The following is a 25219-nucleotide window of genomic DNA, read 5'->3' as shown; positions in this document are numbered from 1 at the left end:
TTTTTTGATTGCACCTGGTCTGTAGGCTTAAGCCCTGGCCGATGTGAGACATCGGCTATAGATGTTATGAGAAATTTCAGAGAAATCGCAGGTGTAAAAAAATACAAACTGTTTTAAATCATAAGATTAATATTGAGTGATTATCTGAAAATCCGTTTTTGTACCCTTTCGTTGCTTGTTAGTTTAAATGAACAAGGTAAAGTGTGCGTCAAGGCGGGGATGCCAACAGGATAATGACTTAGGGATAAGGGTCAGGAGCGCCAGGAGGCGAAGACGCAGGATTGTCAGGATGACCAGCGCCTGGAGGCGTTTTAACAGGAAAAGGAACCGCATCACGGACGGTATCAGCCAACGGATAAACAGGGTTTGTTGTAGGCAAACACGGAATGTCTGACCCGTTAAGGGTTATGAGTCAGGAAAAAAGGCGACAGATTGCTCTGTCGCCTTTTTTCTTTGCTTGCTTTCTGCTAGATTTCGCCGCAATTCTATACTGAAGAAAACGACTTAAAGATAAAACATCATGAAAAAACCGACCTCCGCAGCGGGCGCGAAACGCCCTGCCAAAGCACGCCGCAAAACGCGCGAAGAACTGAACCAGGAAGCGCGCGATCGCAAACGCGAAAAAAAACATCGCGGTCATGCTGCGGGTAGCCGTGCAAACGGTGGCGGTGCATCTGGCGCTTCTGCTAAAAATAAGCCGCAGAAAGATCCACGTATCGGCAGTAAAACTCCCATTCCACTGGGCGTGACAGACACCCCGGTCACTAAGCAGCACAAACCAAAGAGCGAGAAACCTATGCTTTCACCGCAGGCTGAGCTGGATTTGCTGGAGAATGATGAGCGCCTGGACGCGCTGCTGGAACGTCTTGAAGAGGGTGAAACCCTGACCGCTGAAGAGCAGTCCTGGGTGGATGCCAAACTGGATCGCATCGACGAACTGATGCAGAAGCTGGGCCTGTCATACGACGATGACGAAGATGAAGAAGAAGATGAAAAGCAGGAAGATATGATGCGTCTTCTGAAGGGTGGAAACTAACATTTGCACCCGGCAGGAACGATAGTCCTGCTTATAACCCTTCCGGTTATATGTTATCTGGTGTGGTTATTCGTTAAACTACGGCGGTTGTCGCGGCGACAAAAGTGGCTGCGCACCCGAATGATGGTCCGCAATGGGGCCAGAACGGGCCGCCGTATACGAACGCGACACCAACGGAAGGAGTGAGCATGTCTGTACCATCTATCGACTGGGATTTGGCCCTGATCCAGAAATATAACTATTCCGGGCCGCGTTATACCTCATACCCCACCGCGCTGGAGTTCTCTGATGCCTTCGGCGAGGGTGATTTTCAGCAGGCCGTCGCGCGCTATCCAGAGCGTCCGCTGTCGCTCTACGTCCATATTCCGTTCTGCCATAAGCTCTGCTACTTCTGCGGCTGCAATAAAATTGTCACCCGTCAGCAGCATAAAGCCGATCAGTATCTGGATGCGCTGGAGCAGGAAATTTTGCATCGCGCGCCGTTGTTTACTGGCCGTCATGTCAGCCAGCTTCACTGGGGCGGCGGTACGCCAACCTATCTGAATAAAGCGCAGATCAGCCGTTTGATGGCGCTTCTTCGCGGCAATTTCCATTTTAATGACGACGCCGAAATCTCGATCGAGGTCGATCCGCGTGAAATTGAGCTGGATGTGCTGGATCATTTACGTGCCGAAGGCTTCAATCGCCTGAGTATGGGCGTTCAGGACTTCAATAAAGAGGTCCAGCGTCTGGTGAACCGCGAGCAGGACGAAGAATTTATCTTTGCCTTACTCAACCATGCGCGTGAAATTGGTTTCACCTCAACCAATATCGATCTGATTTATGGCCTGCCAAAGCAGACGCCGGAGAGCTTTGCTTTTACGCTGAAACGCGTGGCTGAACTTAACCCGGACCGCCTGAGCGTGTTCAACTATGCGCATCTGCCGACGCTCTTTGCCGCGCAGCGCAAAATCAAAGATGCCGATCTGCCTTCTGCTCAACAGAAACTGGATATTCTCCAGGAAACCATTACCTCGCTGACCGAGACCGGCTATCAGTTTATCGGTATGGATCACTTTGCCCGTCCGGATGACGAGCTGGCTGTTGCTCAGCGCGAAGGGGTACTGCACCGTAATTTCCAGGGCTATACCACCCAGGGCGATACCGATTTGCTGGGGATGGGCGTTTCCGCCATCAGCATGATTGGCGATTGCTACGCGCAAAACCAGAAAGAGTTGAAGCTCTACTATCAGCAGGTGGATGAAAAGGGCAACGCGCTGTGGCGCGGCATCGCGTTAACACGTGACGACTGCATTCGTCGTGATGTGATTAAGGCGCTTATCTGCAACTTCCGTCTCGATTTCAGCGACGTTGAGTCACAGTGGGATCTGCACTTTAGCGATTATTTTGCAGAAGACCTGAAGCTGCTGGTGCCGCTGGCGAAGGACGGGCTGGTGGATGTGTCGGAGAATGCGATTGAGGTCACGCCAAAAGGACGTTTGTTGATTCGTAATATCTGCATGTGTTTTGACGCTTACCTTCGGCAGAAAGCGCGTATGCAGCAGTTCTCGCGGGTGATTTAAGCCGCAAAAGCATGAAACGTAGGCCGGGTAAGGCGAAGCCGCCACCCGGCTTTTACATTTTTACCCGCTAGCTAAACAGACCAACCAGCGCCGCACACAACACTGCAGCAACTGCGGTTTGCGGCGTGTGGCTTTCTGCGGCTCCGCTAGAGAGCATATGTACTAATGTTTCCAGCATGATGTTCACCCCCAATTTCCGGGCACGATCATACAAAACTCATCGACACAGTAAAGCGCAAAATAACGGCAATTTGCGCTCAATTAGTAATCTTTACACAGCGGTGAAGATTACTCCATTCCCAGCTCTTTAAGCTTACGCGTCAGGGTATTACGTCCCCACCCCAGCAGGCGGGCTGCTTCCTGTTTATGGCCCTGCGTATGACGAAGCGCGGTGGTTAACAGCGTGCGTTCCATCTCCGGCTGCGCCTCAGAGAGCAAATTTTGATGACCGGAACGCAGCGCGCGATCGGCCCACTGCGCCAGCAGCGTCGCCCAGCTGTCCGGCAGCGCATGGCCCGTACTGCTTTCAGGGGCAGTTGCTTCAAACAGCTCGGCCGGCAGATCCTGAATCAAGACCTCCTGTCCGGCGGCCATGACGGTGAGCCAGCGACAGGTATTTTCCAGCTGACGCACGTTACCCGGCCAGGCCAGGCGGGTGAGGGCGGCATCGGTTTCCGGGTGAAGCTGTTTGGCTTCTACGCCCAGTTCACGCGCGGCGACCTGCAGGAAGTGACGCGCCAGGCGAGGGATATCTTCGCGACGTTCACGTAGCGGCGGTAGATGGACGCGGATGACGTTCAGGCGATGGAATAAATCCTCACGGAATTTTCCCTCCTGCACGCGTTGCTCCAGGTTCTGGTGTGTCGCGGCAATAATGCGTACATCCACTTTCACCGGCGCATACCCGCCCACGCGATAAAACTGTCCGTCAGCCAGCACGCGCAGAAGACGGGTCTGAACATCCAGCGGCATATCGCCAATTTCATCCAGGAATAATGTCCCCCCGTCAGCCTGTTCGAAGCGGCCCTGACGAATGGTATTTGCCCCGGTAAAGGCGCCTTTTTCATGGCCGAACAGTTCGGATTCAATCAAATCTTTCGGGATAGCCGCCATATTCAGGGCGATAAACGGCGCTTTTGCCCGCGGGCTATGGCGATGTAAGGCGTGCGCGACCAGCTCTTTACCGGTGCCCGATTCGCCATTAATCAGTACGCTGATGGACGAACGCGACAGACGGCCAATAATGCGAAACACATCCTGCATCGCCGGTGCTTCGCCAATGATGTCCGTGGTAGGGCCTAAATCGGGCGCATTACGGGGCTGTTGCTGCTCCTGGTAATGGCTAATGGCGCGCTCAACCAGCGCGACCGCTTCGTCGATATCAAATGGCTTGGGCAGGTAGTCGAATGCCCCTTGCTGATAGGCGCTAACGGCGGCATCCAGATCGGAGTGTGCCGTCATTATGATGACCGGAAGCATAGGGTGGCGTTGTTTGATCTGCTTTAAAAGCGCCAGCCCATCCATACCCGGCATACGAATATCCGACAGCAGAACATCCGGCGTTTTGGTGGTGAGTGCGTCGAGCACTTCGCTGCCGCTCTCAAACGTCGTGCAGCTTAATCCCGCCCCTGTGAGCGCGCGTTCAAGCACCCAACGGATGGAGCTATCGTCATCGACTACCCAGACTATCCCTCGTTGCATAAACGTCACCTTTATTTTTTAATCGGCAGGAAAACCGAAAACTCGGTATGTCCCGGCCAACTGGTAAATTCAATTTTTCCAGAGTGTTGATCGATCAAACTGCGGGCAATGGATAATCCCAGCCCGGTACCGCCTTCGCGACCGCTGACCATCGGGTAGAACAGGGTGTCCTGCAGATGAGATGGGATCCCCGGCCCGTTGTCCTCAACGTCGATGCGTGCCGCCAGCCGATAGCGCACGCCATGCAAGGTGAGCTGGAATGCGGTTCGGGTACGCAAAATGATTTCGCCGCCTTCCGGTCCCAGAGCCTGCAGCGCATTACGTACAATATTCAGCAGGACCTGCTCAATCTGGTCCGGATCGTGCGCCAGTTCCGGCAGGCTGGGGTCATAATCACGCACCAGCGTAACGTTCTCCGGCAGCTCCATGGAGACGAGCTTCACCACCCGTTCAGCCACTTTATGAATGCTTTCGGTGACGTGCATACCCGGCTGTTGCGGCCCGAGCAGGCGGTCAACCAGGTTACGCAGACGATCGGCCTGCTCAATGATGACGTTGGTATACTCCGCCAGCGCAGGGTCCGGCAGCGCTTTGGTTAACAGCTGCGCCGCCCCGCGTAATCCGCCCAGTGGGTTTTTGATTTCATGCGCCAGGCCCCGCACCAGATCGCGGGCAGCAATTTGCTGCGCATGCTGAAGTTGCTCCTGGCTCAGTCGGCGCTGATTGTCCATCGGCGCCATTTCGAGCAGGATCAGCCCTTCAGGAAGACGTTGCGCGGTAAGCGACAAAATATGCGAGCGCCCGTCGATCACCAGCGTCACTTCGTTATCGGTGAACCCCTGACCGGCCTGCAGACTTTCCTGCATCAGGCCAATGTTCAGCGAAAAATAGCTCAATAATTCTGGCAGCGGAGTGCCAAACAGTTTGCGTGCGCTTTGGGCGAGCAGTTGCTGCGCCGCCGGGTTGGCGTAATGAACAGCCAGCTCGTCGTCGACCAGCAAAATGCTGTTAATTAACGAATTGAGGATCTGCCCAGCATCGGGCAGCGTGCCAGTTGCCATTCAGCAGTCTCCTGAAGTTGGTTGCACTAATTTAGTGCAGTATAGCTTTTTCGTCGTAAAAAGCGCGTGAGATCAGGTTGTTGGTGGAGAAAAAAGCCCATCCGGAGATGGGCTGAAAGTTTCCACGGCAACAAAAAAAAGCTTTCGGGGCCGCGCCTGAAGGGTGGCGCGAAACCCGTTGTAACTTAAACGCTGTAGTACAGTTCGAATTCAACCGGATGCGGAGTCATGCGCACGCGGTCGTTCTCTTCAGTACGCAGGGCGATGTAGGCATCGATAGCGTCGTCAGTGAACACGCCACCCGCAGTCAGGAACTCGCGGTCAGCGTCCAGTGCCTGCAGGGCTTCTTCCAGAGAGCCTGCAACCTGTGGGATCTCTTTCGCTTCTTCTGGCGGCAGGTCATACAGGTTTTTGTCCATCGCTTCGCCTGGGTGGATCTTGTTCTTGATACCGTCCAGACCGGCCATCAGCAGTGCTGCGAAGCACAGGTATGGGTTAGCTGCTGGATCCGGGAAGCGCACTTCGATACGACGCGCTTTAGGAGAAGCCACCACCGGGATACGGATAGAAGCAGAACGGTTACGCGCTGAGTAAGCCAGCATAACAGGTGCTTCGTAGCCTGGGACCAGACGCTTGTAAGAGTTGGTGGTTGGGTTCGCCAGGGCGTTGATCGCTTTAGCGTGTTTGATTACGCCGCCAATGTAGTACAGCGCCTGCTCAGACAGACCTGCATATTTGTCACCAGAGAACAGGTTGGTACCGTTCTTGGACAGGGACATGTGGCAGTGCATACCGGAACCGTTGTCGCCAAACATTGGTTTTGGCATGAAGGTCGCGGTTTTACCGAAACGGTGTGCAACGTTGTGCACAACGTATTTGTAGATCTGAATTTCGTCCGCTTTTTTGGTCATGGTGTTGAAGCGGGTTGCCACTTCGTTCTGACCAGCAGTCGCCACTTCGTGGTGGTGAGCTTCAACTACCAGGCCCATCTCTTCCATCACCAGACACATGGTGGAACGGATGTCCTGTGAAGAATCGACCGGAGGAACCGGGAAGTAACCGCCTTTCACGCCAGGACGGTGACCTTTGTTACCACCTTCGTATTTGGTGGAGGAGTTCCATGCACCTTCGATGTCGTCGATAGCCACGTGGGAGCCAGAGATAGAGGCACCGAAACGAATGTCATCGAACAGGAAGAATTCTGGCTCTGGCCCGAACAGAACGGTGTCTGCGATGCCGGTAGAACGCAGGTACTCTTCTGCACGTTTAGCGATGGAGCGTGGGTCACGGTCGTAGCCCTGCAGCGTGCCTGGCTCGAGGATATCGCAACGGATGATCAGGGTTGGCTCTTCGAAGAACGGATCAATGACCGCCGTGGTCGCGTCTGGCATCAGAACCATGTCAGATTCGTTAATGCCTTTCCAGCCACCAATGGAGGAGCCGTCAAACATTTTGCCTTCTTCAAAGAATTCGGCGTTTACCTGATGAGCAGGAATTGTGACGTGCTGTTCTTTACCTTTAGTATCGGTGAAGCGCAGATCAACAAACTTCACTTCATGTTCGTTCAGCATCGTCAAAACGTGTTCAGCGGACATACTTAACTCTCCAGATTGGTCATTGTCGTCGTGGTAACGAGGTCTTCAACTTCTATCAAGGTGGCTATGAGGCCATCTTTTTGCCGTATTTTTATAAAGCGAAATCTGTGCCAACTTTTAAAACACCCCAAAAAGGCGTTATCATGCGCACCATAGTGCAAAAGTGCTGCACCACAATGGTTATGTTGCACCAGTATAGTGCTTCAGTGTGAACACTGAGCACCATATTGGTGCAATTTTCGTTAAAGTGCCCTTTTTACGCTCCGTGAAAGCGATCACAAAGCATCTCTGCAATACTTGTTTGCGGGGGATGTTTGTGATCCTGTTTTGTAGTGCGATTAATCCGTGTACAATAACGCGCTATTTCTAATGCCTGAGGCAAAGTTGTGATCGAAAATTTGCGTAACATCGCCATCATCGCGCACGTTGACCATGGTAAAACTACCCTGGTTGATAAGCTGCTGCAGCAATCCGGTACGTTTGATGCACGTGCCGAAACTCAAGAGCGTGTGATGGACTCCAACGATTTGGAGAAAGAGCGTGGGATTACCATCCTCGCGAAAAACACCGCTATCAAATGGAATGACTACCGTATCAACATCGTTGATACCCCAGGGCACGCCGACTTCGGTGGTGAAGTTGAGCGCGTGATGTCCATGGTGGATTCCGTGCTGCTGGTGGTTGACGCCTTTGACGGCCCAATGCCGCAAACGCGTTTCGTGACCAAAAAAGCATTTGCCCATGGCCTGAAGCCTATTGTTGTTATCAACAAGGTTGACCGTCCTGGCGCACGTCCTGACTGGGTTGTTGATCAGGTGTTCGACCTGTTCGTTAACCTTGACGCGACCGACGAGCAGCTGGACTTCCCTATCATCTACGCTTCGGCGCTGAATGGTATTGCGGGTCTGGATCACGAAGATATGGCGGAAGACATGACCCCGCTGTATCAGGCGATTGTCGATCACGTACCGGCTCCGGATGTTGATCTTGATGGTCCTCTGCAGATGCAGATCTCCCAGCTGGACTACAACAACTACGTTGGCGTTATCGGTATCGGCCGCATCAAACGCGGTAAAGTGAAGCCGAACCAGCAGGTTACTATCATCGATAGCGAAGGCAAAACCCGTAACGGTAAAGTGGGCAAAGTGCTGACTCACCTGGGTCTGGAGCGTATCGACAGCGATCTGGCTGAAGCGGGCGATATCATCGCGATCACCGGTCTGGGCGAGCTGAACATCTCTGACACCATCTGCGACCCGCAGAACGTGGAAGCGCTGCCAGCCCTGTCTGTTGATGAACCAACGGTAACCATGTTCTTCAACGTCAACACCTCTCCGTTCTGTGGTAAAGAAGGTAAATTCGTTACCTCTCGTCAGATCCTTGACCGCCTGAACAAAGAGCTGGTGCACAACGTTGCGCTGCGCGTTGAAGAAACGGAAGACGCTGATGCCTTCCGCGTATCCGGTCGTGGTGAACTGCACCTGTCTGTTCTGATCGAAAACATGCGTCGTGAAGGTTTCGAGATGGCGGTTTCCCGTCCGAAAGTTATCTTCCGCGAAATCGACGGCCGTAAACAAGAGCCGTTCGAAAACGTAACGCTGGACGTTGAAGAGCAGCACCAGGGTTCTGTGATGCAGGCTCTGGGTGAGCGTAAAGGCGACCTGAAAAACATGAATCCAGATGGCAAAGGCCGCGTACGTCTCGACTACGTGATCCCAAGCCGTGGCCTGATCGGCTTCCGTTCTGAGTTCATGACCATGACTTCCGGTACCGGTCTGCTGTACTCCACCTTCAGCCACTACGACGACGTACGTCCGGGTGAAGTGGGCCAGCGTAACAACGGCGTGCTGATCTCTAACGGTCAGGGTAAAGCGGTTGCGTTTGCGCTGTTCGGTCTGCAGGATCGCGGTAAGCTGTTCCTGGGTCACGGTGCTGAAGTGTATGAAGGCCAGATCATCGGTATTCACAGTCGTTCTAACGACCTGACTGTAAACTGCCTGACCGGTAAGAAACTGACCAACATGCGTGCGTCCGGTACTGACGAAGCAACGGTTCTGGTTCCACCGATCAAGATGACGCTGGAGCAGGCTCTGGAATTCATCGATGACGACGAACTGGTAGAAGTGACTCCACTGTCTATCCGTATCCGTAAACGTCACCTGACCGAGAACGATCGTAAACGTGCAATGCGCGGTGCGAAAGAAGAGTAATACGGTCAATCCGTTAGCCGGGTAAGCGCATGCGCCGCCCGGCAGTAAAAAGCCGCTGATTGCTCAGCGGCTTTTTTATTAGAACGAATACCGCAATCCCAGGCGAATCCGGTACTGCTCCCGGTTGTAATCATTCCATCTGTCCAGCCACTGCAGTTCAAGATATGGCAGCCAGTTTTTGTCGATCTTGTAGCTGAATTTATTGGTAATTTCCCAGTGATGATCTTTGCCATTTTTGCTGTGGTAATCATTCACCCGCTGGAAAAAGTGCGGTTCAAAGGTATAAAAAAACGCATCCGTCACTTTGAAATTCCAGTAGTTAGCAAACTCATGCGTATCGTTCTTATCCATCTGCCCGTTATAGTCCGGCGTATCGTAATTGTTATGGTTATAGCGATAGCGGAACGTCAGGTTGAACCCGTCCGTAAATTTATAATTGGTATCTAAATAGACCGCACCACCTGATCCTGCGCTGCTGTCGTTAATCAATCCGCCGGGCTGGAAGGTGAGCTTGTCGGTGGGTTTAAAGAGCGGATACCACCCCTCTATTTCGTTATAGCTGTGCTTAAGCTCATCCCATTTCCCCACGTTATAGGCATTGGTGAACATCAGCCCCGCGCCCATATCGAAGTTATAGCCTGCACGCAGGATCACCTCGTGCAGCTCAGAGGCCGTATTGTATGCTTCGCGGGTTTCGACATAAGCCCCGGCAAATACCGGGCAGGACACAGACGACACGATCAGTACAGTAATGATTCTTTTCATAATTTGTCCATGTATCAGGTACAGAAAGGCCTCCCTCCTGATGAACAGGAAGGACATAGTGGCCGGTTTTATTGTTATAAAGTGACTGCTGACGCTTTATTGTTGGTGGTTATCTCAGGGGTATTCGCGGTTTGTTTTTAATGAGATGGTCACTCCCTCCTTCCCAGTACTATGCTGAGGACAGGCTTTCATTCGGAGAACCATCATGGAAAACATTGCGCTTATTGGTATCGATCTGGGTAAGAACTCTTTCCATATTCATTGTCAGGATCATCGTGGGAAGGCCGTTTACCGTAAAAAATTCACCCGACCAAAGCTAATCGAATTTCTGGCGACATGCCCAGCAACAACCATCGCGATGGAAGCCTGTGGCGGTTCTCACTTTATGGCACGCAAGCTGGCAGAGTTAGGGCATTTTCCAAAGCTGATATCACCGCAATTTGTCCGCCCATTCGTTAAAAGCAACAAAAATGACTTCGTTGATGCTGAAGCTATCTGTGAAGCAGCATCACGTCCATCTATGCGTTTCGTGCAGCCCAGAACCGAATCTCAGCAGGCAATGCGAGCTCTGCATCGTGTCCGTGAATCCCTGGTTCAGGATAAGGTGAAAACAACTAATCAGATGCATGCTTTTCTGCTGGAATTTGGCATTAGCGTTCCCCGAGGAGCTGCCGTTATTAGCCGACTGAGTACCATTCTTGAGGATAATAGTTTGCCTCTTTACCTCAGCCAGTTATTGCTGAAATTACAACAGCATTATCACTATCTTGTTGAGCAGATTAAAGATTTGGAATCCCAGTTGAAACGAAAGTTGGACGAAGATGAGGTTGGACAGCGCTTGCTGAGCATTCCCTGCGTCGGAACACTGACAGCGAGTACTATTTCAACTGAGATTGGCGACGGGAAGCAGTACGCCAGCAGCCGTGACTTTGCGGCGGCAACAGGGCTTGTACCTCGGCAGTACAGCACGGGAGGTAGGACGACATTGCTGGGAATTAGTAAGCGAGGTAATAAAAAGATCCGAACTTTGTTGGTTCAATGTGCCAGGGTATTCATACAAAAACTGGAACACCAGTCTGGCAAGTTGGCCGACTGGGTCAGGGAGTTGTTGTGTCGGAAAAGCAACTTTGTCGTCACCTGTGCTCTGGCAAACAAGCTGGCCAGAATAGCCTGGGCACTGACGGCGCGACAGCAAACTTACGAAGCATAAAGGCAGAAATACACCGGTTTAAAGAATTACTGATCTGGTTTTGCGAATACTGATATTGATGATACTAACGGCCCACCGGCCTGTTGAGGAACCTGTAAAACGGAAAGGCTCATTGAAGCCGTATATTTTCTGGAGGTTCATCAGGCGCGGAACTCATCAAGGCGCGGGAATAAAATCCCATTCAGACGCCGGATAGATTCAAGCAAGCCAACTTGTCGTCAAAATCGGTGTTGCAAAAACGGGAGTGACCATAGATTCGTTTTCCAATCTCCTCGATAATAAAGGCGAAGCGCGCTTCGTTGAGTTTATAAAACAGCCCCATGGTCACGGCGGCAACGACGGCCAGGCCGCACGGCCAGAGGAAAATAAGCTGACGCAGACCAAGTAGCGTGCCAGCGCTCTGCACCGCATGGGGAACGTAGCCAATCTGGGTCAGCATGATGCCAGGCAGAAAACCGGCGAGGGCGGCAGAGATTTTGCGCGAGAAGGTATAGCCGGTATAAACCGACCCTTCAGCACGAATGCCCGTTTTCCACTCGCCGTAATCAACGGTATCCGGTACCAGTGCCCAGTTCAGGCTGTTCACAAACGCCGTGCCGAAAAACGCCATGCAGGAAAACAGCACGAACAGCAGGGAACTGGTCCCCCAGAAGAAGTTCAGCACGTCGCCCACCGCCCACAGCGCCAGCCCACCCAGATAAACCGGTTTTTTGCCAAAGCGCTTCACCGCGCCGGGCACCAGAAACACGCCAATCAGAATGCAGCCCATGCTGAAAAAGCCCATCCACGACAGCAAATGCAGATCGTTTAGCACGTACTGGGTGTAATAGACCTGAATCGCCAGCTTGATGTTAAACGCGGCAAGGGTACACAGGTTGGCGATACACAACACCAGCAGCGGCGGATTGCGGAAAATCGCGCAGAATGATTTCAGAATGCCGGGCTTATGGTGATCGGGCGTAAGCTCCACGTAGCGCTCTTTCACGCCGCTGTAGCACCACCACATGCAGAACAGGCCACCGGTGACGAACACCAGCGCCGCCACCAGATAGCCGAGGGAGGGCTGGCTGACGAACAGCGCCTGAATGGGCATAAAGCCGATGGTGCAGAGCAACAGCCCCACGGTTGCGCCGCCCTGACGCCACGCCGCAAGCTGTGCGCGCTCGTTCGGGTTTTTGGTAATGGCCGGTACCATCGCACCGTAGGCGCAGTTCATCAGGCTATAGCAGAGGCCAAACATCATGAAGAGCACGGTGGCGAGCGCCGTTTTCACCGTCAGGCTAAAGTCGTTGGCCATAAACTGCGCCGTCGCGACCAGCGCCACCGGGACGGAGGCATAAAGAATGAATGGCCGGAATTTTCCCTTCGCGCCGATGTTACGCCGGGAGTCCAGCAGCACGCCGGTCAGCATGTCGGTGAACGCGGTAAAAAACTTCGCTACCAGGAAAATAATGCCGCCATAGAAGGCGGGCATGCCCAGTTCGTCGGTGTAAAACTTCAGCAGATACAGCGTGCCAATACACAGCATCAGATTCGAGCCAAAATCGCCCATCCCGTAGGCGCACTTCTCTCGCAGGCTCAATTTCAGGGTTAACGGATCAGTGTTATATGTCATGGTCGATCCTCAGAGCGCCCGCAGGGCGCTCTATCTCGTCATTTATGCCGTACGTTTACGCAGTTCGATCTCTTCCACGATGCGCACATACATCTTCTCGTTGAGATTGTAGAAACAGCCCATCGCCACAATGGTGATGACCGCCAGCAGGCTCGGATAGATAAAAATCAGCTGCCGCAGTCCTTCAACCGTTCCGGCGGATTGCACCACGTTGGGCACATAGCCAATTTGCGTGAGCATGATCCCCGGGAAGAAACCCGCCAGTGCCTGAGATACCTTCCTGAAGAAGGTAAAGCCGGTGTAAACCGTTCCTTCAGATCGCACGCCGGTGCGCCACTCGCCGTATTCCACGGTATCGGATACCAGCGCCCAGTTCAGGCTGTTCACGAACGCGGAGCCGAAGAAGGCCAGGCAGGAGAACGCCACAAAGCTCACCGAGCCGCCGCCTAAGAAGTAGTTGAGCAGATCGCCCGCCACCCAAACCATCAGCCCGCCGATATAGACTTTTTTCTTGCCGAAGCGCCGCACCGCGCCGGGCATCATAAAGACGCCGATAAAAATACAGCCCATGCTGAAGAAACCCATGTAAGACAGCAGGATCGGGTCGTTCAGCACGTACTGCGTGTAGTAAACCTGGATGGCGAGTTTGACGTTAAAGGCACCCAGCGTGCAGAGGTTGGCGATGCACAGGATAAACAGCGGACGGTTTCCGGCAATGGCGCGAAACGACTGCAACAGCCCCGGTTTTTGCGCCGGATGAGCAGGCTGCGTCTCGACGTAACGCTCGGTCACGCCCTTGTAGCACCACCACATAAAGAACAGCCCGAACAGCGAGAAAAGCGTGGCGGCAAAGATATAGCCAAGCTGATCGTTGCCCTCAATCAGGTTCATTACCGGGACAAAACCGACGGTACAGAGCAGCAGGCCAAGCGTGGCGCCGCCCTGACGCCAGGCGGCCAGCGAGGCGCGCTCGTCCGGGTTTTTGGTGATGGCGGGCACCATCGCGCCGTAAGAGCAGTTCATCATGCTGAAGAACAGGCCGTACAGCATGAACAGCACCGTTGCCATCACCGTTTTACCGGTGATTTCAAACGGCGTACCGACGAAGTTGGCAATCGCCAGCAAGGTCACCGGGAAGGCGGCATACAGCACGAACGGGCGGAATTTCCCTTTCGGGCCGATGTTGCGCCGGGAGTCGAGCATGATCCCGGTGCCCATATCGGTGAAGGCGGTAAAGAATTTGGCAATCAGGAAGATGATCCCACCGTAGGTACCCGGCAGGCCCAGCACGTCGGTATAAAATTTCAGCAGATACAGCGTGCCGATATCCAGCAGGATGTTAGAGCCGAGATCGCCCATCCCGTAGGCGAGTTTTTCTTTAAACGGCAGGCGTAGGGTTGCCGGATCAGAAGTATGTTGACTCATTATTGTTCTCCGTCTGCCCGCAGGTTTCCCCGCAGGCGAGCCTTATCAGATATGACGTAAGGTATTAAACAGATCTGCCCATTCGCTTTGCTGGCGATAGAAAACCGGCGGTTTGCCGAGCGGGGCAGCAACGGTCACCTCACCGCCCTGGCAGGTTTCACCCGTCCACACATTCACCCAGTTGTCCTGCGGCAGATAGAGCGTCCAGTCGTGGCGGCCCTCTTCATGAACCGGTGCCACCAGCAGATCGCGGCCAAACAGGTACTGGTATTTCAGCGTGTAGGCGCGCGCGTCGTCTTCATAATGCAGGAACAACGGGCGCATCACCGGCAGGCCACTTTTCGCGTTCTGCGCAACCGCAGCTTTGATGTACGGCTTCAGGGTGGTGAACACGGTGGTCATACGTGCAAAGTGCGCGATGGTTTCGACGTCGCCGTCGAACTGCCAGTTGTCACCCGGGCGGTTACCTTCGTGGGTACGCATCATCGGCGTAAAGGCGCTGAAGTCGCACCAGCGCAGCAACAGCTCTTTGGTGCGTTTCATCTCGAACAGGGTGGTATAGCCGCCGATGTCGCTGTGGTGCAGCCCGTGACCGGTCATCGCCAGAGACAGCGCAGCAGGTACGACGGACGCCAGACCGTCGTCCAGGCTCCAGTCGACGTTCTGATCCCCCGCCCACATCATCACCGAGTGCTTCTGGCTGCCGGTATAACCTGCGCGCATGAAGAACAGGATCTCGCCGAGCTTGCCGGTCTCTTCCAGCGCCTCGTAGTTACATTTGGCCCACAGGGCAGGCCAGGCGTTATGCATGATCTCCGCGCTGACGCCGTTGTGCAGGAAGGTATCGGTTGGCAGATATTCGCCAAAATCGGCCATCCAGCCACTGCAGCCCAGTTCGATCAGGTTCTTTTTGATCACCTCTTTGTACCAGCCGTAGGCTTCCGGGTTGGTCAGGTCGATGACGCCCGCGTAAAACTCGCCAAACTCGACGTGGTAGTCCTTGCCGTCGGCATTTTTGGTCAGATAGCCGCGTTTTGCCGCCTCTTCACAGAGATCTTTGTCGCTGGCGACGTACGGGTTGATATAAGAGAGGAACTGCACGCCTTCCTGTTTCCACTGTGCAATACGCTCATTAAGCTGCGGATACAGCTCGCTGTTCCACTTCCAGTTCCACATCACGCGTTTGCCAAAGGAGGTCATGCGGATGCCGGACCAGTCCTGCGCCCAGATGCCGTTCACCTTCACCCCGCCCTGACGCATGACGTTGAGCTTGTGCTGACACACCCCGGTGCCGCCCTGAATGCCCAGCGTCACGCCGTCGTAAACCCAGTCCGGCAGCTCCGGCTGACGCCCCAGCAGGCCGGTGAGTTTTTCCAGCAGATCGACGTAGGTTTCTGCACATTCGAAGCGCAGCGTGGCGTTATCTTCCCAGAACGCCAGTTCGTGGAAATCCGGCGCGCTGAAGTCGAAGTTCATGTAGCAGCTGTTATCCACGTGGCAGTAGTACTTCTGGGTGCTCACGAAGGTAGGCTGGGGGAAGAAGGTCCAGTAATAATCGCCGCCCGCATTCTCTTTGCAGTCGGCCTGCCAGGTCACGTAGATCTGCTTATTGCGGCCCACCCCCTGTTCGCTGGTCCACAGCGGGAACGGCTTTCCGCGCAGATCAAAGTACGAGAACTGCTCGCCGCAGCCGTAGATATGATCTTCAGGCTGGGCCGCCAGCCGCAGCCAGATGCGGTTGTGACAGGTGGCATCATTCTTCAGCTTCAGTTCCAGACGGCCTTCTGCATCCACACCCACCAGCAGCGTCGCGCTCACCGCATCGCCACGGGTAAAGCGGATCGCCCAGCCTGCGCTTTGCTGTGTAACGGTCGCGTCCGTCAGGGCGATTTTTTCGTTGAGCTTGTCTTTGATGCTGAAGTTGCCGCGAAACATATCGATATCGGCAACGCCCGCGCCGATCCACAGGCAAGGTTCATCGGTGGAGTGGGATAAAATCAGACGGTCCTGCCAGCGCAGGGTGAAGCCATGTTCGTTATTTTTCAGATCAATATTGTGTAGGGTACGCATAGAAAACTCCGTCTTTATTATTTGGCCTGGCTATCCAGTAATCCGGCGGCTACGGCAGGGGCTAAGCCCGGGGCCAGCGGCAGGCGGGGGATCACCAGGCAGTGCAGCAGAAGGTAAATATCCTGCTTGCCGTCCCAGACTTTGGTGGTCACTTCGTTGTTGGTGTCCAGCTCCTGCCACCAGGATCCGTTCTCGTAATCCATCAGGTATTTGATGCAGTAATCCCACCATTTCTGATACCAGGCTTCGTACTGCGCCTCGCCGGTTACGGTGTAGAGCGCATACGCAGTGCCCATCGCCTCGACGATCGGCCAGCGCACGCGTTCGCGCACGATAGGCTTGCCGTCCCAGCCAACGGAGTAGACGAACCCATCGGCTCCGTCTGGCGCCCAGGCATCGCGGATGGTGGCGTGGAACAGTCCTTTGGCGTCTTCCAGCAGCCACGCCGGTGGGGTTTCGAAGCGGGCTTCCAGCGCGGCACGCAGGTGCAGCATCAGGCGGCCCCACTCAATCCAGTGCCCTGGTGTGCCGCCGTAGGCGCGAAAACGGTGGGCGGGATTATCGATGTTGTAGTCGCGGATCGGGTTCCAGTTGGTATCGAAATGCTCGTTAACGCGATACTCACCTTTGCGCGCCACGTCGTGAATAATCACCGAGGCGATGCGCAGGGCGCGGTCGAGCCATTTACGATCGTGGGTTACGTCATACACGATGAGGAAGGCTTCCACGGCGTGCATGTTGGCGTTACCGCCGCGGTAATCTTCCGTTTTGCTGAAAGCTTCATCCCAGGACTCCAGGCACATCTGCTCCTGTTCGCTCCAGAAGTAGCGCTCAATCACCTCAATGGCGTCGTCCAGCAGCCTGCGCGCCTGCGGATGTCCGGTGGTGACGGCGCTCGCCGCGCCCAGCAGTACGAAGAAGTGCTGATAGCCCTGCTTGGAGGCATCCACCACGCCTTCATCGTTAACACAGGCGTACCAGCCGCCGTACTGTTTGTCGCGCAGCGGGCCGTTCAGGGCATTGATGCCGTGCTCAACCAGGGCATACGCACCGGGACGACCCATGTTCGCCGCTACCGCGTAAACGTGCAGCATACGGGCGGTGATCCACAGATGCGTGCCCATATCGCTGCGAACCTGCCCGTTATTGCCCAGCCAGCCGAAGCCGGTCGGTACGGCGGCGTTTTTACCGAAATCAAGAATGCGGTCGGTCTCTTGTTCGAGCCAGCGGTTATGGCTCAGGGTGTTAAACCATTTCATGTTCGGGTCCTTTCTTAACGGCGAGCCATCATTTCGTCGACGATCTCACCCAGACGCTGCAGTTTAGGTACGGAAATATCGCGAAGCATCAGCCCGGTGTCCGGCAGGCCAATCACCGATGACCAGACGGCGCGACCGGCTAAAAAGCCTGATGCCCCCGCCTGCATGGCAACGCTCACGGCGCGCGGGAATAATTTTTCGTCCACGCCGGAGGAGAGGATCACCCACGGCATGGCGATGTGCTCGTTCAGCTTCTGCGAGGCCGCCAGCAGTTCCTGCTGCGTGCCTTTACCCAACAGCGGCATCTCCACTTTGTAGAGGTCTGCACCGCTGTCGCCCAGTTCTTTGGCCGCATCGATAATCGCCTGTTCGCGGTTAAACCCGGCGCCGCGACGCGGTGGACGTACCACCGGCTCTATAATGCTCAGCAGGCCGTTGTCGTGGCACAGGGAGTTAAATGCCTTCACCATCTCAAGACGCTGCTGCGCGTCTTCATCGCTACGCCATAGCACCAGTAATTTCAGCGCCTTGCCGCCATCGCGTTTGACCGCCTGCGCATCGACGTTCTTGTCGATCGTCACGCTGTCGACGGGAATACCGTTCCCAGGAATAAACTCGTCGGCCGCCACAATCAGCGCGCAGCTTTTAGCTACGGCCTGCTGCTCCACAATCTGGCGATAGCAGAACTGCTGGTCGACGAGAATGGCAGAGGCGTACGGCGACAGAATTTTCGCCGCACTGACCTTAAAATCCGTCAGATGCTGGTCCGTGACCGGCACCGGCGCACCTGCTGCGGCAAACATCAGGCGCATCGCTTCGCGCTGATCGACGGCCAGCATCGCAAAACCGCCGGAAGGTCGGGTGATATCTTTCAGGGTGTACATCGTCATTCCTCAGTCCTTTCGTATCAGTGTGATTTTTTCAGCCCGGCAGATGCGCGAACCTGTTCAAGAATGGCTGTCCAGTCTTCGCGCCCGCGCCCGACGGCGCGTGCCTGGTTGTAAACTTCGCGGGAAGCCGCGCCCAGCGGCATCGGAACGTGGAGCTGGTTGGCCACGTCCAGGGCGATCCCCAGATCTTTATGTGCAAGGTCGATCATGAAGGCGGGTGAAAGATCCCCTTTCAGCACCTTGTTCGGCCAGGAGGTGGTGAAATGGCCTTTACCTGCAGGCGTGCCGCTCATGACCTTGAGCGCCACCTCAAAGGAGAGACCGAGCGCTTCACACAGCACGGCCGCCTCGGCGGACAGGGCGTTTAGCGCAATGCTCATGTAGTTATTGATAAGCTTCACGCGGATGCCCATGCCCGGCCCGCCGGCGTTAATCAGCTCATTGCCCATCGCCATTAAGACGGGGGTGGCGCGCTCAACCTGCTCCGCCGTGCCGCCTGCCAGCAGGAGCAGCGTGCCGGCGATGGCATGGTCTGAGGTGCGCCCGACAGGTACGTCCATCAGGCTGAAGCCACGCCCGGCCATGTCGTGGATCAACGCGTCGGTTTGCAGGGGATGAATGGTCGACATATCGATCACCAGCGCGTCGCGAGATAAGCCTTCGCAAACGCCGTGTTCGCCAAACAACACGCTGCGCACCAGGTCGCCGTTGGGCAGCATGGTAATGACGAACTCGGCATCCGTTGCGGCCTGCGCGGGCGTTGCCGCCGCCTTCGCGCCGCTCTCCACCAGGATCTGAACCGCCTGCGGGTTCACATCAAAGACCTGAAGCTGGTGACCTTGCTTCAACAGATTCTTCGCCATTGGCGCGCCCATCTGCCCTAAACCGATAAATGCGATTGCTGACATGCCTCTCTCTCCTGTCATATCGTGTCAATTTTTGCGCGTTTATGTTGTCTGTTTTTGATCGTATTTGTAATTTATAGTCAAAAAATTGACAGGGGTCACTTTTTAAACATTTGATGAAATTAAAATGAAGGCATCAGAAATTGCAGAAGGAAGCACCATGACTCGCATCGTTTGTGTCGGCATAACCGTGCTGGATCGCATCTGGTATCTCGATGATTTACCGAAAGAAGGTGGGAAATATGTCGCAAAAGACTATACGGAAGTGGGCGGCGGCCCGGCGGCAACTGCGGCGGTGGCGGCGGCAAAACTGGGGGCATCCGTGGATTTTATTGGCCGGGTGGGTGACGACGATACCGGCAGAAGGCTGCTTGCGGAGCTGGAATCCCTGGGGGTGAACACCCGCTACACGCGCATAGTGAAAGATGCCCGCTCGTCACAATCGGCGGTGCTGGTGGACGGCAGCGGGGAACGCATCATTGCGAACTATCCCAGCCCCGATCTTCCCGCTGCGGCAGACTGGCTGCAAGGTATCGACTTCTCGCAATGGGATATTGTTTTAGCCGATGTGCGTTGGCATGAAGGGGCGAAGCAGGCGTTTACCCTTGCCCGCCAGCAAGGCGTCACAACGTTGCTCGATGCGGATACAACCCCTCAGGACATCGCGGAACTTATCGCCCTCAGCGATCATGCTGCCTTTTCCGCGCCGGGGCTGCGTCGGGTAAGCCATCTTGAGGAAACGGAAGGTGCACTAAAAAAAGCACAAACGCTCACAAATGGACACGTCTATGTCACGCAGGGCCGGGACGGCTGCTTTTGGCTGGAGAACGGTGCCCTGTGCCATCAGCCGGGCTTTGAGGTTGAGGTGGTTGATACCACCGGGGCGGGGGATGTTTTCCACGGTGCCCTGGCGGTCAGCCTGGCGCAACGGTTATCTCCAGCGCAAGCCGTGCGTTTCGCCAGCGCCGTCGCCGCGCTGAAATGTACTCAGCCCGGCGGTCGCGCAGGTATACCCGACTGTGATCAAACCCGCTCTTTTTTGTCACTTTTTGTATAAAATGCGGGGCGTGATGGTTTTCAGAGGACAGCCCATGAGCCTTACCGAACTGACCGGCAACCCGCGTCACGATCAGCTGCTGACGCTGATAGCCGATCGCGGATATATGAACATTGATGAACTGGCGCAGCTGCTGGACGTCTCGACGCAAACCGTGCGCCGGGATATCCGCAAGCTGAGCGAACAGGGACTGATTACGCGACATCATGGCGGTGCGGGCAGGGCATCCAGCGTGGTGAACACGGCCTTTGAGCAGCGCGAAGTGTCGCTGACTGAAGAGAAGCGGGCGATTGCCGAAGCGATTGCCGACTATATTCCTGATGGTTCCACTATTTTCATCACCATTGGCACGACCGTGGAGCACGTGGCCCGTGCGCTGCTCAACCATAACCATCTGCGTATCATCACTAACAGTCTGCGGGTGGCACACATCCTCTATAAAAATCCGCGTTTTGAGGTGATGGTGCCCGGCGGTACGCTGCGTCCACATAACGGCGGCATTATCGGTCCGGCGGCGACGGCGTTCGTGTCTGGCTTTCGGGCGGATTATCTGGTGACCAGCGTGGGGGCGATTGAACACGACGGCGCGATGATGGAGTTTGACGTCAATGAAGCCAGCGTGGTGAAAACGATGATGGCTCATGCCAGACATATTTTACTGGCGGCCGATCATACGAAATACACCGCCTCTGCCGCCGTGGAAATTGGCAACGTGGCGCAGGCAACGGCGCTCTTTACCGATGAACTGCCCGGCTCTGCGCTACATAATCATCTCAAATTCAGCAAGGTAGAAGTTGTCGAAGTCAGCACAGGCGACGAGCAGCAGGCTGGATAACCTCTCTGACGGCCCGAAAATCCCTTCGGGCCGTTCCTTTCTTTAAGCTGAATCTGGCGCATAGCCAAACCTTATCTTTCCCGCTACAGTTACTTTTCCACGGCGAGCAGGAGATAAACATGCTTTATATCTTTGACTTAGGAAACGTAATCGTCGATATCGATTTCAATCGGGTGCTGGGCGCATGGAGCGATTTTAGCCGTGTCCCGCTGGCGACGTTAAAACAGAGTTTCGCCATGGGCGAGACATTCCATCAGCATGAACGGGGTGAGATCAGCGACGAAGTGTTTGCTGAACGTCTGTGCCATGAAATGGATCTGCCGTTAAGCTACGAACAGTTCTCCCACGGCTGGCAGGCTGTATTTGTCGCTATCCGCCCTGAGGTTATCGACATCATGCATAAACTTCGCGAGCAGGGTCACCGGGTCGTCGTGCTGTCGAACACCAACCGCCTGCACACCACGTTCTGGCCAGAGGAATACCCAGAAGTTAAGGCTGCAGCAGATAAAATCTACCTCTCGCAGGAGATGGGGATGCGTAAACCCGAAGCGCGGATTTATCAGGCGGTACTGCAAGCGGAAGGATTCTCCGCGTCCGATGCGGTCTTTTTCGATGACAATGCCGATAATATAGAGGGAGCTAACCAGTTGGGTATTACGTCAATTCTGGTGACCGGAAAAGAGACGATACCGAACTACTTTGCGAAGCAGTTATGCTAAAAACCGTTCATCAAAAAGCCACGCACCATACTCGCCCGCTCAGGGCCTGGCTAAAACTCCTCTGGCACCGTATTGATGAGGACAACATGACCACGCTGGCGGGTAACCTCGCCTACGTGTCGTTGCTCTCCCTGGTACCGCTGGTGGCGGTTATTTTTGCCCTTTTTTCCGCTTTTCCCATGTTTGCAGAGGTCAGCCTGCAGCTGCGCCACTTCGTCTTTGCGAATTTTATTCCTGCCACTGGTGATGTGATCCAGAACTACATTGAACAGTTTGTCGCAAACTCCAGCAAGATGACGGCAGTGGGGGCGTGCGGGCTTATCGTCACCGCGCTGCTGCTGATGTACTCCATCGACAGTGCGCTTAATACGATCTGGCGGAGTAAAAAAGTCCGCCCGAAGGTCTACTCCTTTGCTGTTTACTGGATGATTTTAACTCTCGGCCCGCTGCTGGCGGGGGCGAGCCTGGCGATTAGCTCCTATCTGCTCTCCCTGCGCTGGGCCAGCGATCTCAACGGTGCCATTGATAACGTGTTGCGTATCTTCCCGCTGATTTTATCGTGGCTCTCTTTCTGGCTGCTCTACAGTGTGGTGCCGACCACGCGCGTGCCGAACCGTGATGCGGTTGTTGGCGCACTGGTGGCAGCGGTACTCTTCGAACTGGGCAAAAAGGGGTTTGCCCTTTACATCACCATGTTCCCCTCCTATCAGCTCATTTACGGCGTACTGGCGGTGATCCCCATTTTGTTTGTCTGGGTTTACTGGACCTGGTGTATCGTCTTGCTTGGTGCGGAAATAACTGTCACTCTCGGCGTATACCGCGAACTTAAAAAAGCAGCAGAAGCTGAAAAACAACAAGAAGCAGACCAACCATGATTGCATTGATACAGCGCGTAACCCGTGCCAGCGTCACCGTGGAGGGAGAGGTGACGGGTGAAATTGGCCCAGGACTTTTAGTGTTGTTAGGTGTCGAAAAGGATGACGACGAACAAAAAGCCAACCGCTTATGTGAACGCGTGCTGGGCTACCGTATCTTCAGTGATGCGGAAGGCAAGATGAACCTTAACGTTCAGCAATCGGGCGGAAGCGTACTGGTGGTTTCACAGTTTACGCTGGCCGCCGATACCGAACGCGGCATGCGCCCGAGTTTCTCAAAAGGTGCGGCCCCGGATCGGGCAGAAGCGCTTTACGAGTACTTTGTTGAGCGTTGTCGCCAACAGGAAATGAATACGCAAACCGGACGATTTGCTGCAGATATGCAGGTATCGCTGGTGAACGATGGCCCCGTTACATTCTGGCTCCAGGTATGAGCCAACTGGCGGCGTGGCCGCGGGTAACAAGAGAGAGTACAGCTATGTATCACCTTCGAGTACCGCAAACGGAAGAAGAGTTAGAAGCCTATTACCAGTTCCGCTGGGAAATGCTGCGCAAGCCATTACATCAGCCTAAAGGGTCTGAACGCGACGCCTGGGACGCCATGGCACATCATCAGATGGTGATGGACGAAGAGGGTAACCTCGTTGCCGTCGGGCGTCTGTATATTAATGCCGATAACGAAGCCTCTATTCGTTTTATGGCGGTCCATCCCTCCGTGCAGGACAAAGGGTTAGGTACGCTGATGGCCATGACCCTGGAGTCCGTGGCCCGTCAGGAAGGCGTTAAACGCGTGACCTGTAGCGCCCGCGAAGATGCCGTTGAGTTCTTCGCCAAACTCGGTTTTGTTAATCAGGGGGAAATTACGACCCCACAAACCACGCCGATTCGCCACTTTTTGATGATTAAACCCATCGCCACGCTGGATGATATTCTCCACCGCGCGGACTGGTGCGGACAGCTTCAGCAGGCCTGGTATCAGCACATCCCTCTAAGTGAAAAGATGGGGGTGCGTATTCAGCAGTACACCGGGCAAAAATTCATTACCACCATGCCGGAAACCGGCAACCAGAACCCGCACCACACGCTCTTTGCCGGCAGCCTGTTTTCGCTCGCCACGCTCACCGGCTGGGGGCTTATCTGGCTCATGCTGCGTGAACGCCATCTTGGCGGCACGATCATTCTGGCTGATGCCCATATTCGCTACAGCGCCCCCATAAGCGGCAAACCGAGCGCCGTGGCCGATCTCGGCTCTTTGGGGGGCGATCTCGACCGCCTGGCGCGCGGCCGCAAAGCCCGTGTACAGATGCAGGTTGAACTCTTTGGCGATGAAACCCCAGGCGCGGTGTTTGAAGGCACCTATATCGTTCTGCCTGCGAAGCCGTTTGGCGCGTATGAAGAGGGCGGGAACGAGGAGGAATAAGGTTCCCCGTTGTTATCGCCGGGCGGAGTTGATCCGCCAGGCGATGTCCCGAAGAACATCTCGCGCTGATGGACTGACGCCGGCAAGCTGGAAGAAGCCGTGGATGACACCCAGCCAATGCTGCGCTGTGCAAATAACCCCTTGTTCTGTCATATGTTGATAAAGTGCCTGACCCTCGTCGCATAGCGGATCGTACTCGGCGGTAATAATATGCACCGGCGGCAGGCCGTTGAAATCATCCCGCCAGAGTGGGCTGGCTTCAGGGGCCCGGCGGTCTGTCTCTGCCAGGTACATGTCATAACCACTCAGCAGCGTATCGCGCGTGATAACGTAGTCCTGCCCATTATGGGTGTAGCTTGCAAGGCTGGCTGTGGCGTCGAGCATAGGGTAGATAAGGATAAGCTGGGCCGGATTCCACTGTGTTTTAGCCTTGAGCCGCAGCGCGGTGACCAGCGCCAGATGGCCGCCTGCACTGTCACCACAAAGCGTAATCCGGTTTTTATCCACACCGACTTTTTCTGCATGTTGCCAGACAAGCTCCGCCGCTCTCTCTGCATCATCATGCGCAGCGGGGAAGGTATGCTCCGGTGCTAGCCTGTACTGAACCGCAATCACCCGACACTGACCGTAAAACGCCAGCTGGCGGAGCTGATTGTCATGGGTTGCAAACCCACCGCTGACAAAACAACCGCCATGGTAGTAGAGGGCACAAGGTAACGTTTCAGCGACATTGAGAGGCGAGAATACCCGAAAGGTAAGGCCATCAATGACAAGCGTTTCAACCTGCACGCGGGTTTCGGTTTCGCCGGCAAGTACAGTGCTGGCTACATATCCGGCTCTCCGGTCATCAATACTCTGCTTACGCGCGCCAGGTCGGCCTGCAGCGATAAAATCCTGCACAAGCTTATCAATACCCTTTTCCAGTGCCATGGTGATGTCCTTTTGCTGTATGTATATGGGTCTTCCCTTGTTGTGGTGGCTGAAGGCATGATAATGGCGTATTAAATCG

General features: G+C 54.9%; 22 protein-coding genes. 10 read left to right on the top strand and 12 right to left on the bottom strand.

Annotation, left to right across the window (positions count from 1 at the left end; genetic code table 11):
• The first annotated feature begins 520 nt into the window (after window positions 1-520).
• The gene (gene yihI / locus HX884_RS14625; RefSeq protein WP_013099380.1) at window positions 521-1036 is read left to right on the top strand and encodes a Der GTPase-activating protein YihI; all 516 of its coding nucleotides are present in this window, start codon (window positions 521-523) and stop codon (window positions 1034-1036) included.
• A gap of 188 nt (window positions 1037-1224) precedes the next feature.
• Window positions 1225-2598 carry an oxygen-independent coproporphyrinogen III oxidase gene (gene hemN, locus HX884_RS14620; RefSeq protein ID WP_040020365.1) on the top strand — a complete coding sequence of 458 codons (1374 nt, stop codon included), beginning with the start codon at window positions 1225-1227 and terminating at the stop codon, window positions 2596-2598.
• Window positions 2599-2665: 67 nt separating this feature from the next.
• Here the strand turns inward: hemN and HX884_RS14615 are convergent, their stop codons facing one another.
• From HX884_RS14615 to glnA, 4 genes are all read right to left on the bottom strand, one after another.
• Complete coding sequence (locus HX884_RS14615; protein WP_032618432.1) at window positions 2666-2776, bottom strand: YshB family small membrane protein; 111 nt, start codon at window positions 2774-2776, stop codon at window positions 2666-2668.
• A 110-nt stretch (window positions 2777-2886) separates the two neighbouring features.
• A complete protein-coding gene (gene glnG, locus HX884_RS14610; protein WP_178328396.1) occupies window positions 2887-4299 on the bottom strand; it encodes a nitrogen regulation protein NR(I) in 1413 nt (470 codons plus the stop codon).
• Between the two features lie 11 nt (window positions 4300-4310).
• Window positions 4311-5360, bottom strand: coding sequence for a nitrogen regulation protein NR(II) (gene glnL, locus HX884_RS14605; protein ID WP_008501857.1), 1050 nt, complete (start codon window positions 5358-5360; stop codon window positions 4311-4313).
• Window positions 5361-5545: 185 nt separating this feature from the next.
• On the bottom strand, window positions 5546-6955 hold the full coding sequence (gene glnA / locus HX884_RS14600; protein ID WP_013099376.1) for a glutamate--ammonia ligase: 1410 nt from the start codon (window positions 6953-6955) through the stop codon (window positions 5546-5548).
• Between the two features lie 386 nt (window positions 6956-7341).
• On the opposite strand from glnA, the gene typA reads away from it, so the two are divergent.
• On the top strand, window positions 7342-9165 hold the full coding sequence (gene typA / locus HX884_RS14595; protein WP_008501854.1) for a ribosome-dependent GTPase TypA: 1824 nt from the start codon (window positions 7342-7344) through the stop codon (window positions 9163-9165).
• Between the two features lie 78 nt (window positions 9166-9243).
• On the opposite strand, the gene ompL is transcribed toward typA, so the two are convergent.
• On the bottom strand, window positions 9244-9930 hold the full coding sequence (gene ompL, locus HX884_RS14590) for a porin OmpL (protein WP_013099374.1): 687 nt from the start codon (window positions 9928-9930) through the stop codon (window positions 9244-9246).
• 205 nt (window positions 9931-10135) lie between these two features.
• Here ompL and HX884_RS14585 point away from each other — a divergent pair, with 205 nt between their 5' ends.
• Window positions 10136-11140, top strand: coding sequence for an IS110-like element IS5075 family transposase (locus tag HX884_RS14585; protein ID WP_094320127.1), 1005 nt, complete (start codon window positions 10136-10138; stop codon window positions 11138-11140).
• Window positions 11141-11321: 181 nt separating this feature from the next.
• On the opposite strand, the gene HX884_RS14580 is transcribed toward HX884_RS14585, so the two are convergent.
• The 6 genes from HX884_RS14580 to yihU are packed head-to-tail and all read right to left on the bottom strand — an operon-like array spanning window position 11322 to window position 19307.
• Window positions 11322-12755, bottom strand: a complete 1434-nt coding sequence (locus HX884_RS14580; RefSeq protein ID WP_249166249.1) for an MFS transporter — start codon at window positions 12753-12755, stop codon at window positions 11322-11324.
• Between the two features lie 42 nt (window positions 12756-12797).
• Window positions 12798-14180 carry an MFS transporter gene (locus HX884_RS14575; RefSeq protein WP_040020357.1) on the bottom strand — a complete coding sequence of 461 codons (1383 nt, stop codon included), beginning with the start codon at window positions 14178-14180 and terminating at the stop codon, window positions 12798-12800.
• 45 nt (window positions 14181-14225) lie between these two features.
• Window positions 14226-16250, bottom strand: a complete 2025-nt coding sequence (locus HX884_RS14570; RefSeq protein WP_178328395.1) for an alpha-glucosidase — start codon at window positions 16248-16250, stop codon at window positions 14226-14228.
• Window positions 16251-16267: 17 nt separating this feature from the next.
• Window positions 16268-17509 (bottom strand): sulfoquinovose isomerase, encoded by a 1242-nt coding sequence (gene yihS / locus HX884_RS14565; protein ID WP_178328394.1) that lies wholly within the window; start codon window positions 17507-17509, stop codon window positions 16268-16270.
• A gap of 14 nt (window positions 17510-17523) precedes the next feature.
• Window positions 17524-18399: a sulfofructosephosphate aldolase gene (gene yihT / locus HX884_RS14560; RefSeq protein ID WP_029882357.1), complete on the bottom strand. Its 876-nt coding sequence runs from the start codon at window positions 18397-18399 to the stop codon at window positions 17524-17526.
• A 17-nt stretch (window positions 18400-18416) separates the two neighbouring features.
• Window positions 18417-19307, bottom strand: coding sequence for a sulfolactaldehyde 3-reductase (gene yihU / locus HX884_RS14555; RefSeq protein WP_178328393.1), 891 nt, complete (start codon window positions 19305-19307; stop codon window positions 18417-18419).
• A 157-nt stretch (window positions 19308-19464) separates the two neighbouring features.
• Here yihU and HX884_RS14550 point away from each other — a divergent pair, with 157 nt between their 5' ends.
• The 6 genes from HX884_RS14550 (at window position 19465) to fabY (ending at window position 24210) form a co-directional block, all read left to right on the top strand.
• Window positions 19465-20361: a sugar kinase gene (locus HX884_RS14550; RefSeq protein WP_058660919.1), complete on the top strand. Its 897-nt coding sequence runs from the start codon at window positions 19465-19467 to the stop codon at window positions 20359-20361.
• Between the two features lie 34 nt (window positions 20362-20395).
• Complete coding sequence (locus HX884_RS14545; RefSeq protein ID WP_020686879.1) at window positions 20396-21196, top strand: DeoR/GlpR family DNA-binding transcription regulator; 801 nt, start codon at window positions 20396-20398, stop codon at window positions 21194-21196.
• A 119-nt stretch (window positions 21197-21315) separates the two neighbouring features.
• Window positions 21316-21915, top strand: coding sequence for a glucose-1-phosphatase (gene yihX, locus HX884_RS14540; protein WP_013099365.1), 600 nt, complete (start codon window positions 21316-21318; stop codon window positions 21913-21915).
• Window positions 21909-22790 (top strand): virulence factor BrkB family protein, encoded by an 882-nt coding sequence (locus tag HX884_RS14535; protein WP_013099364.1) that lies wholly within the window; start codon window positions 21909-21911, stop codon window positions 22788-22790. Before yihX ends, HX884_RS14535 begins: the two co-directional genes overlap by 7 nt.
• Complete coding sequence (dtd, locus tag HX884_RS14530) at window positions 22787-23224, top strand: D-aminoacyl-tRNA deacylase (protein ID WP_013099363.1); 438 nt, start codon at window positions 22787-22789, stop codon at window positions 23222-23224. The genes HX884_RS14535 and dtd overlap by 4 nt, the downstream gene beginning before the upstream one ends.
• A 44-nt stretch (window positions 23225-23268) precedes the next feature.
• Window positions 23269-24210 carry a fatty acid biosynthesis protein FabY gene (gene fabY, locus HX884_RS14525; protein WP_013099362.1) on the top strand — a complete coding sequence of 314 codons (942 nt, stop codon included), beginning with the start codon at window positions 23269-23271 and terminating at the stop codon, window positions 24208-24210.
• A gap of 12 nt (window positions 24211-24222) precedes the next feature.
• Here the strand turns inward: fabY and HX884_RS14520 are convergent, their stop codons facing one another.
• A complete protein-coding gene (locus HX884_RS14520) occupies window positions 24223-25140 on the bottom strand; it encodes an alpha/beta hydrolase (protein WP_178328392.1) in 918 nt (305 codons plus the stop codon).
• Between the last annotated feature and the right edge of the window lie 79 nt (window positions 25141-25219).

The sequence above is a fragment of the Enterobacter sp. SECR19-1250 genome (genome assembly GCF_013391025.1).
Lineage (GTDB): Bacteria > Pseudomonadota > Gammaproteobacteria > Enterobacterales > Enterobacteriaceae > Enterobacter > Enterobacter cloacae.
This window is presented reverse-complemented; position numbering and strand designations above follow the sequence as displayed.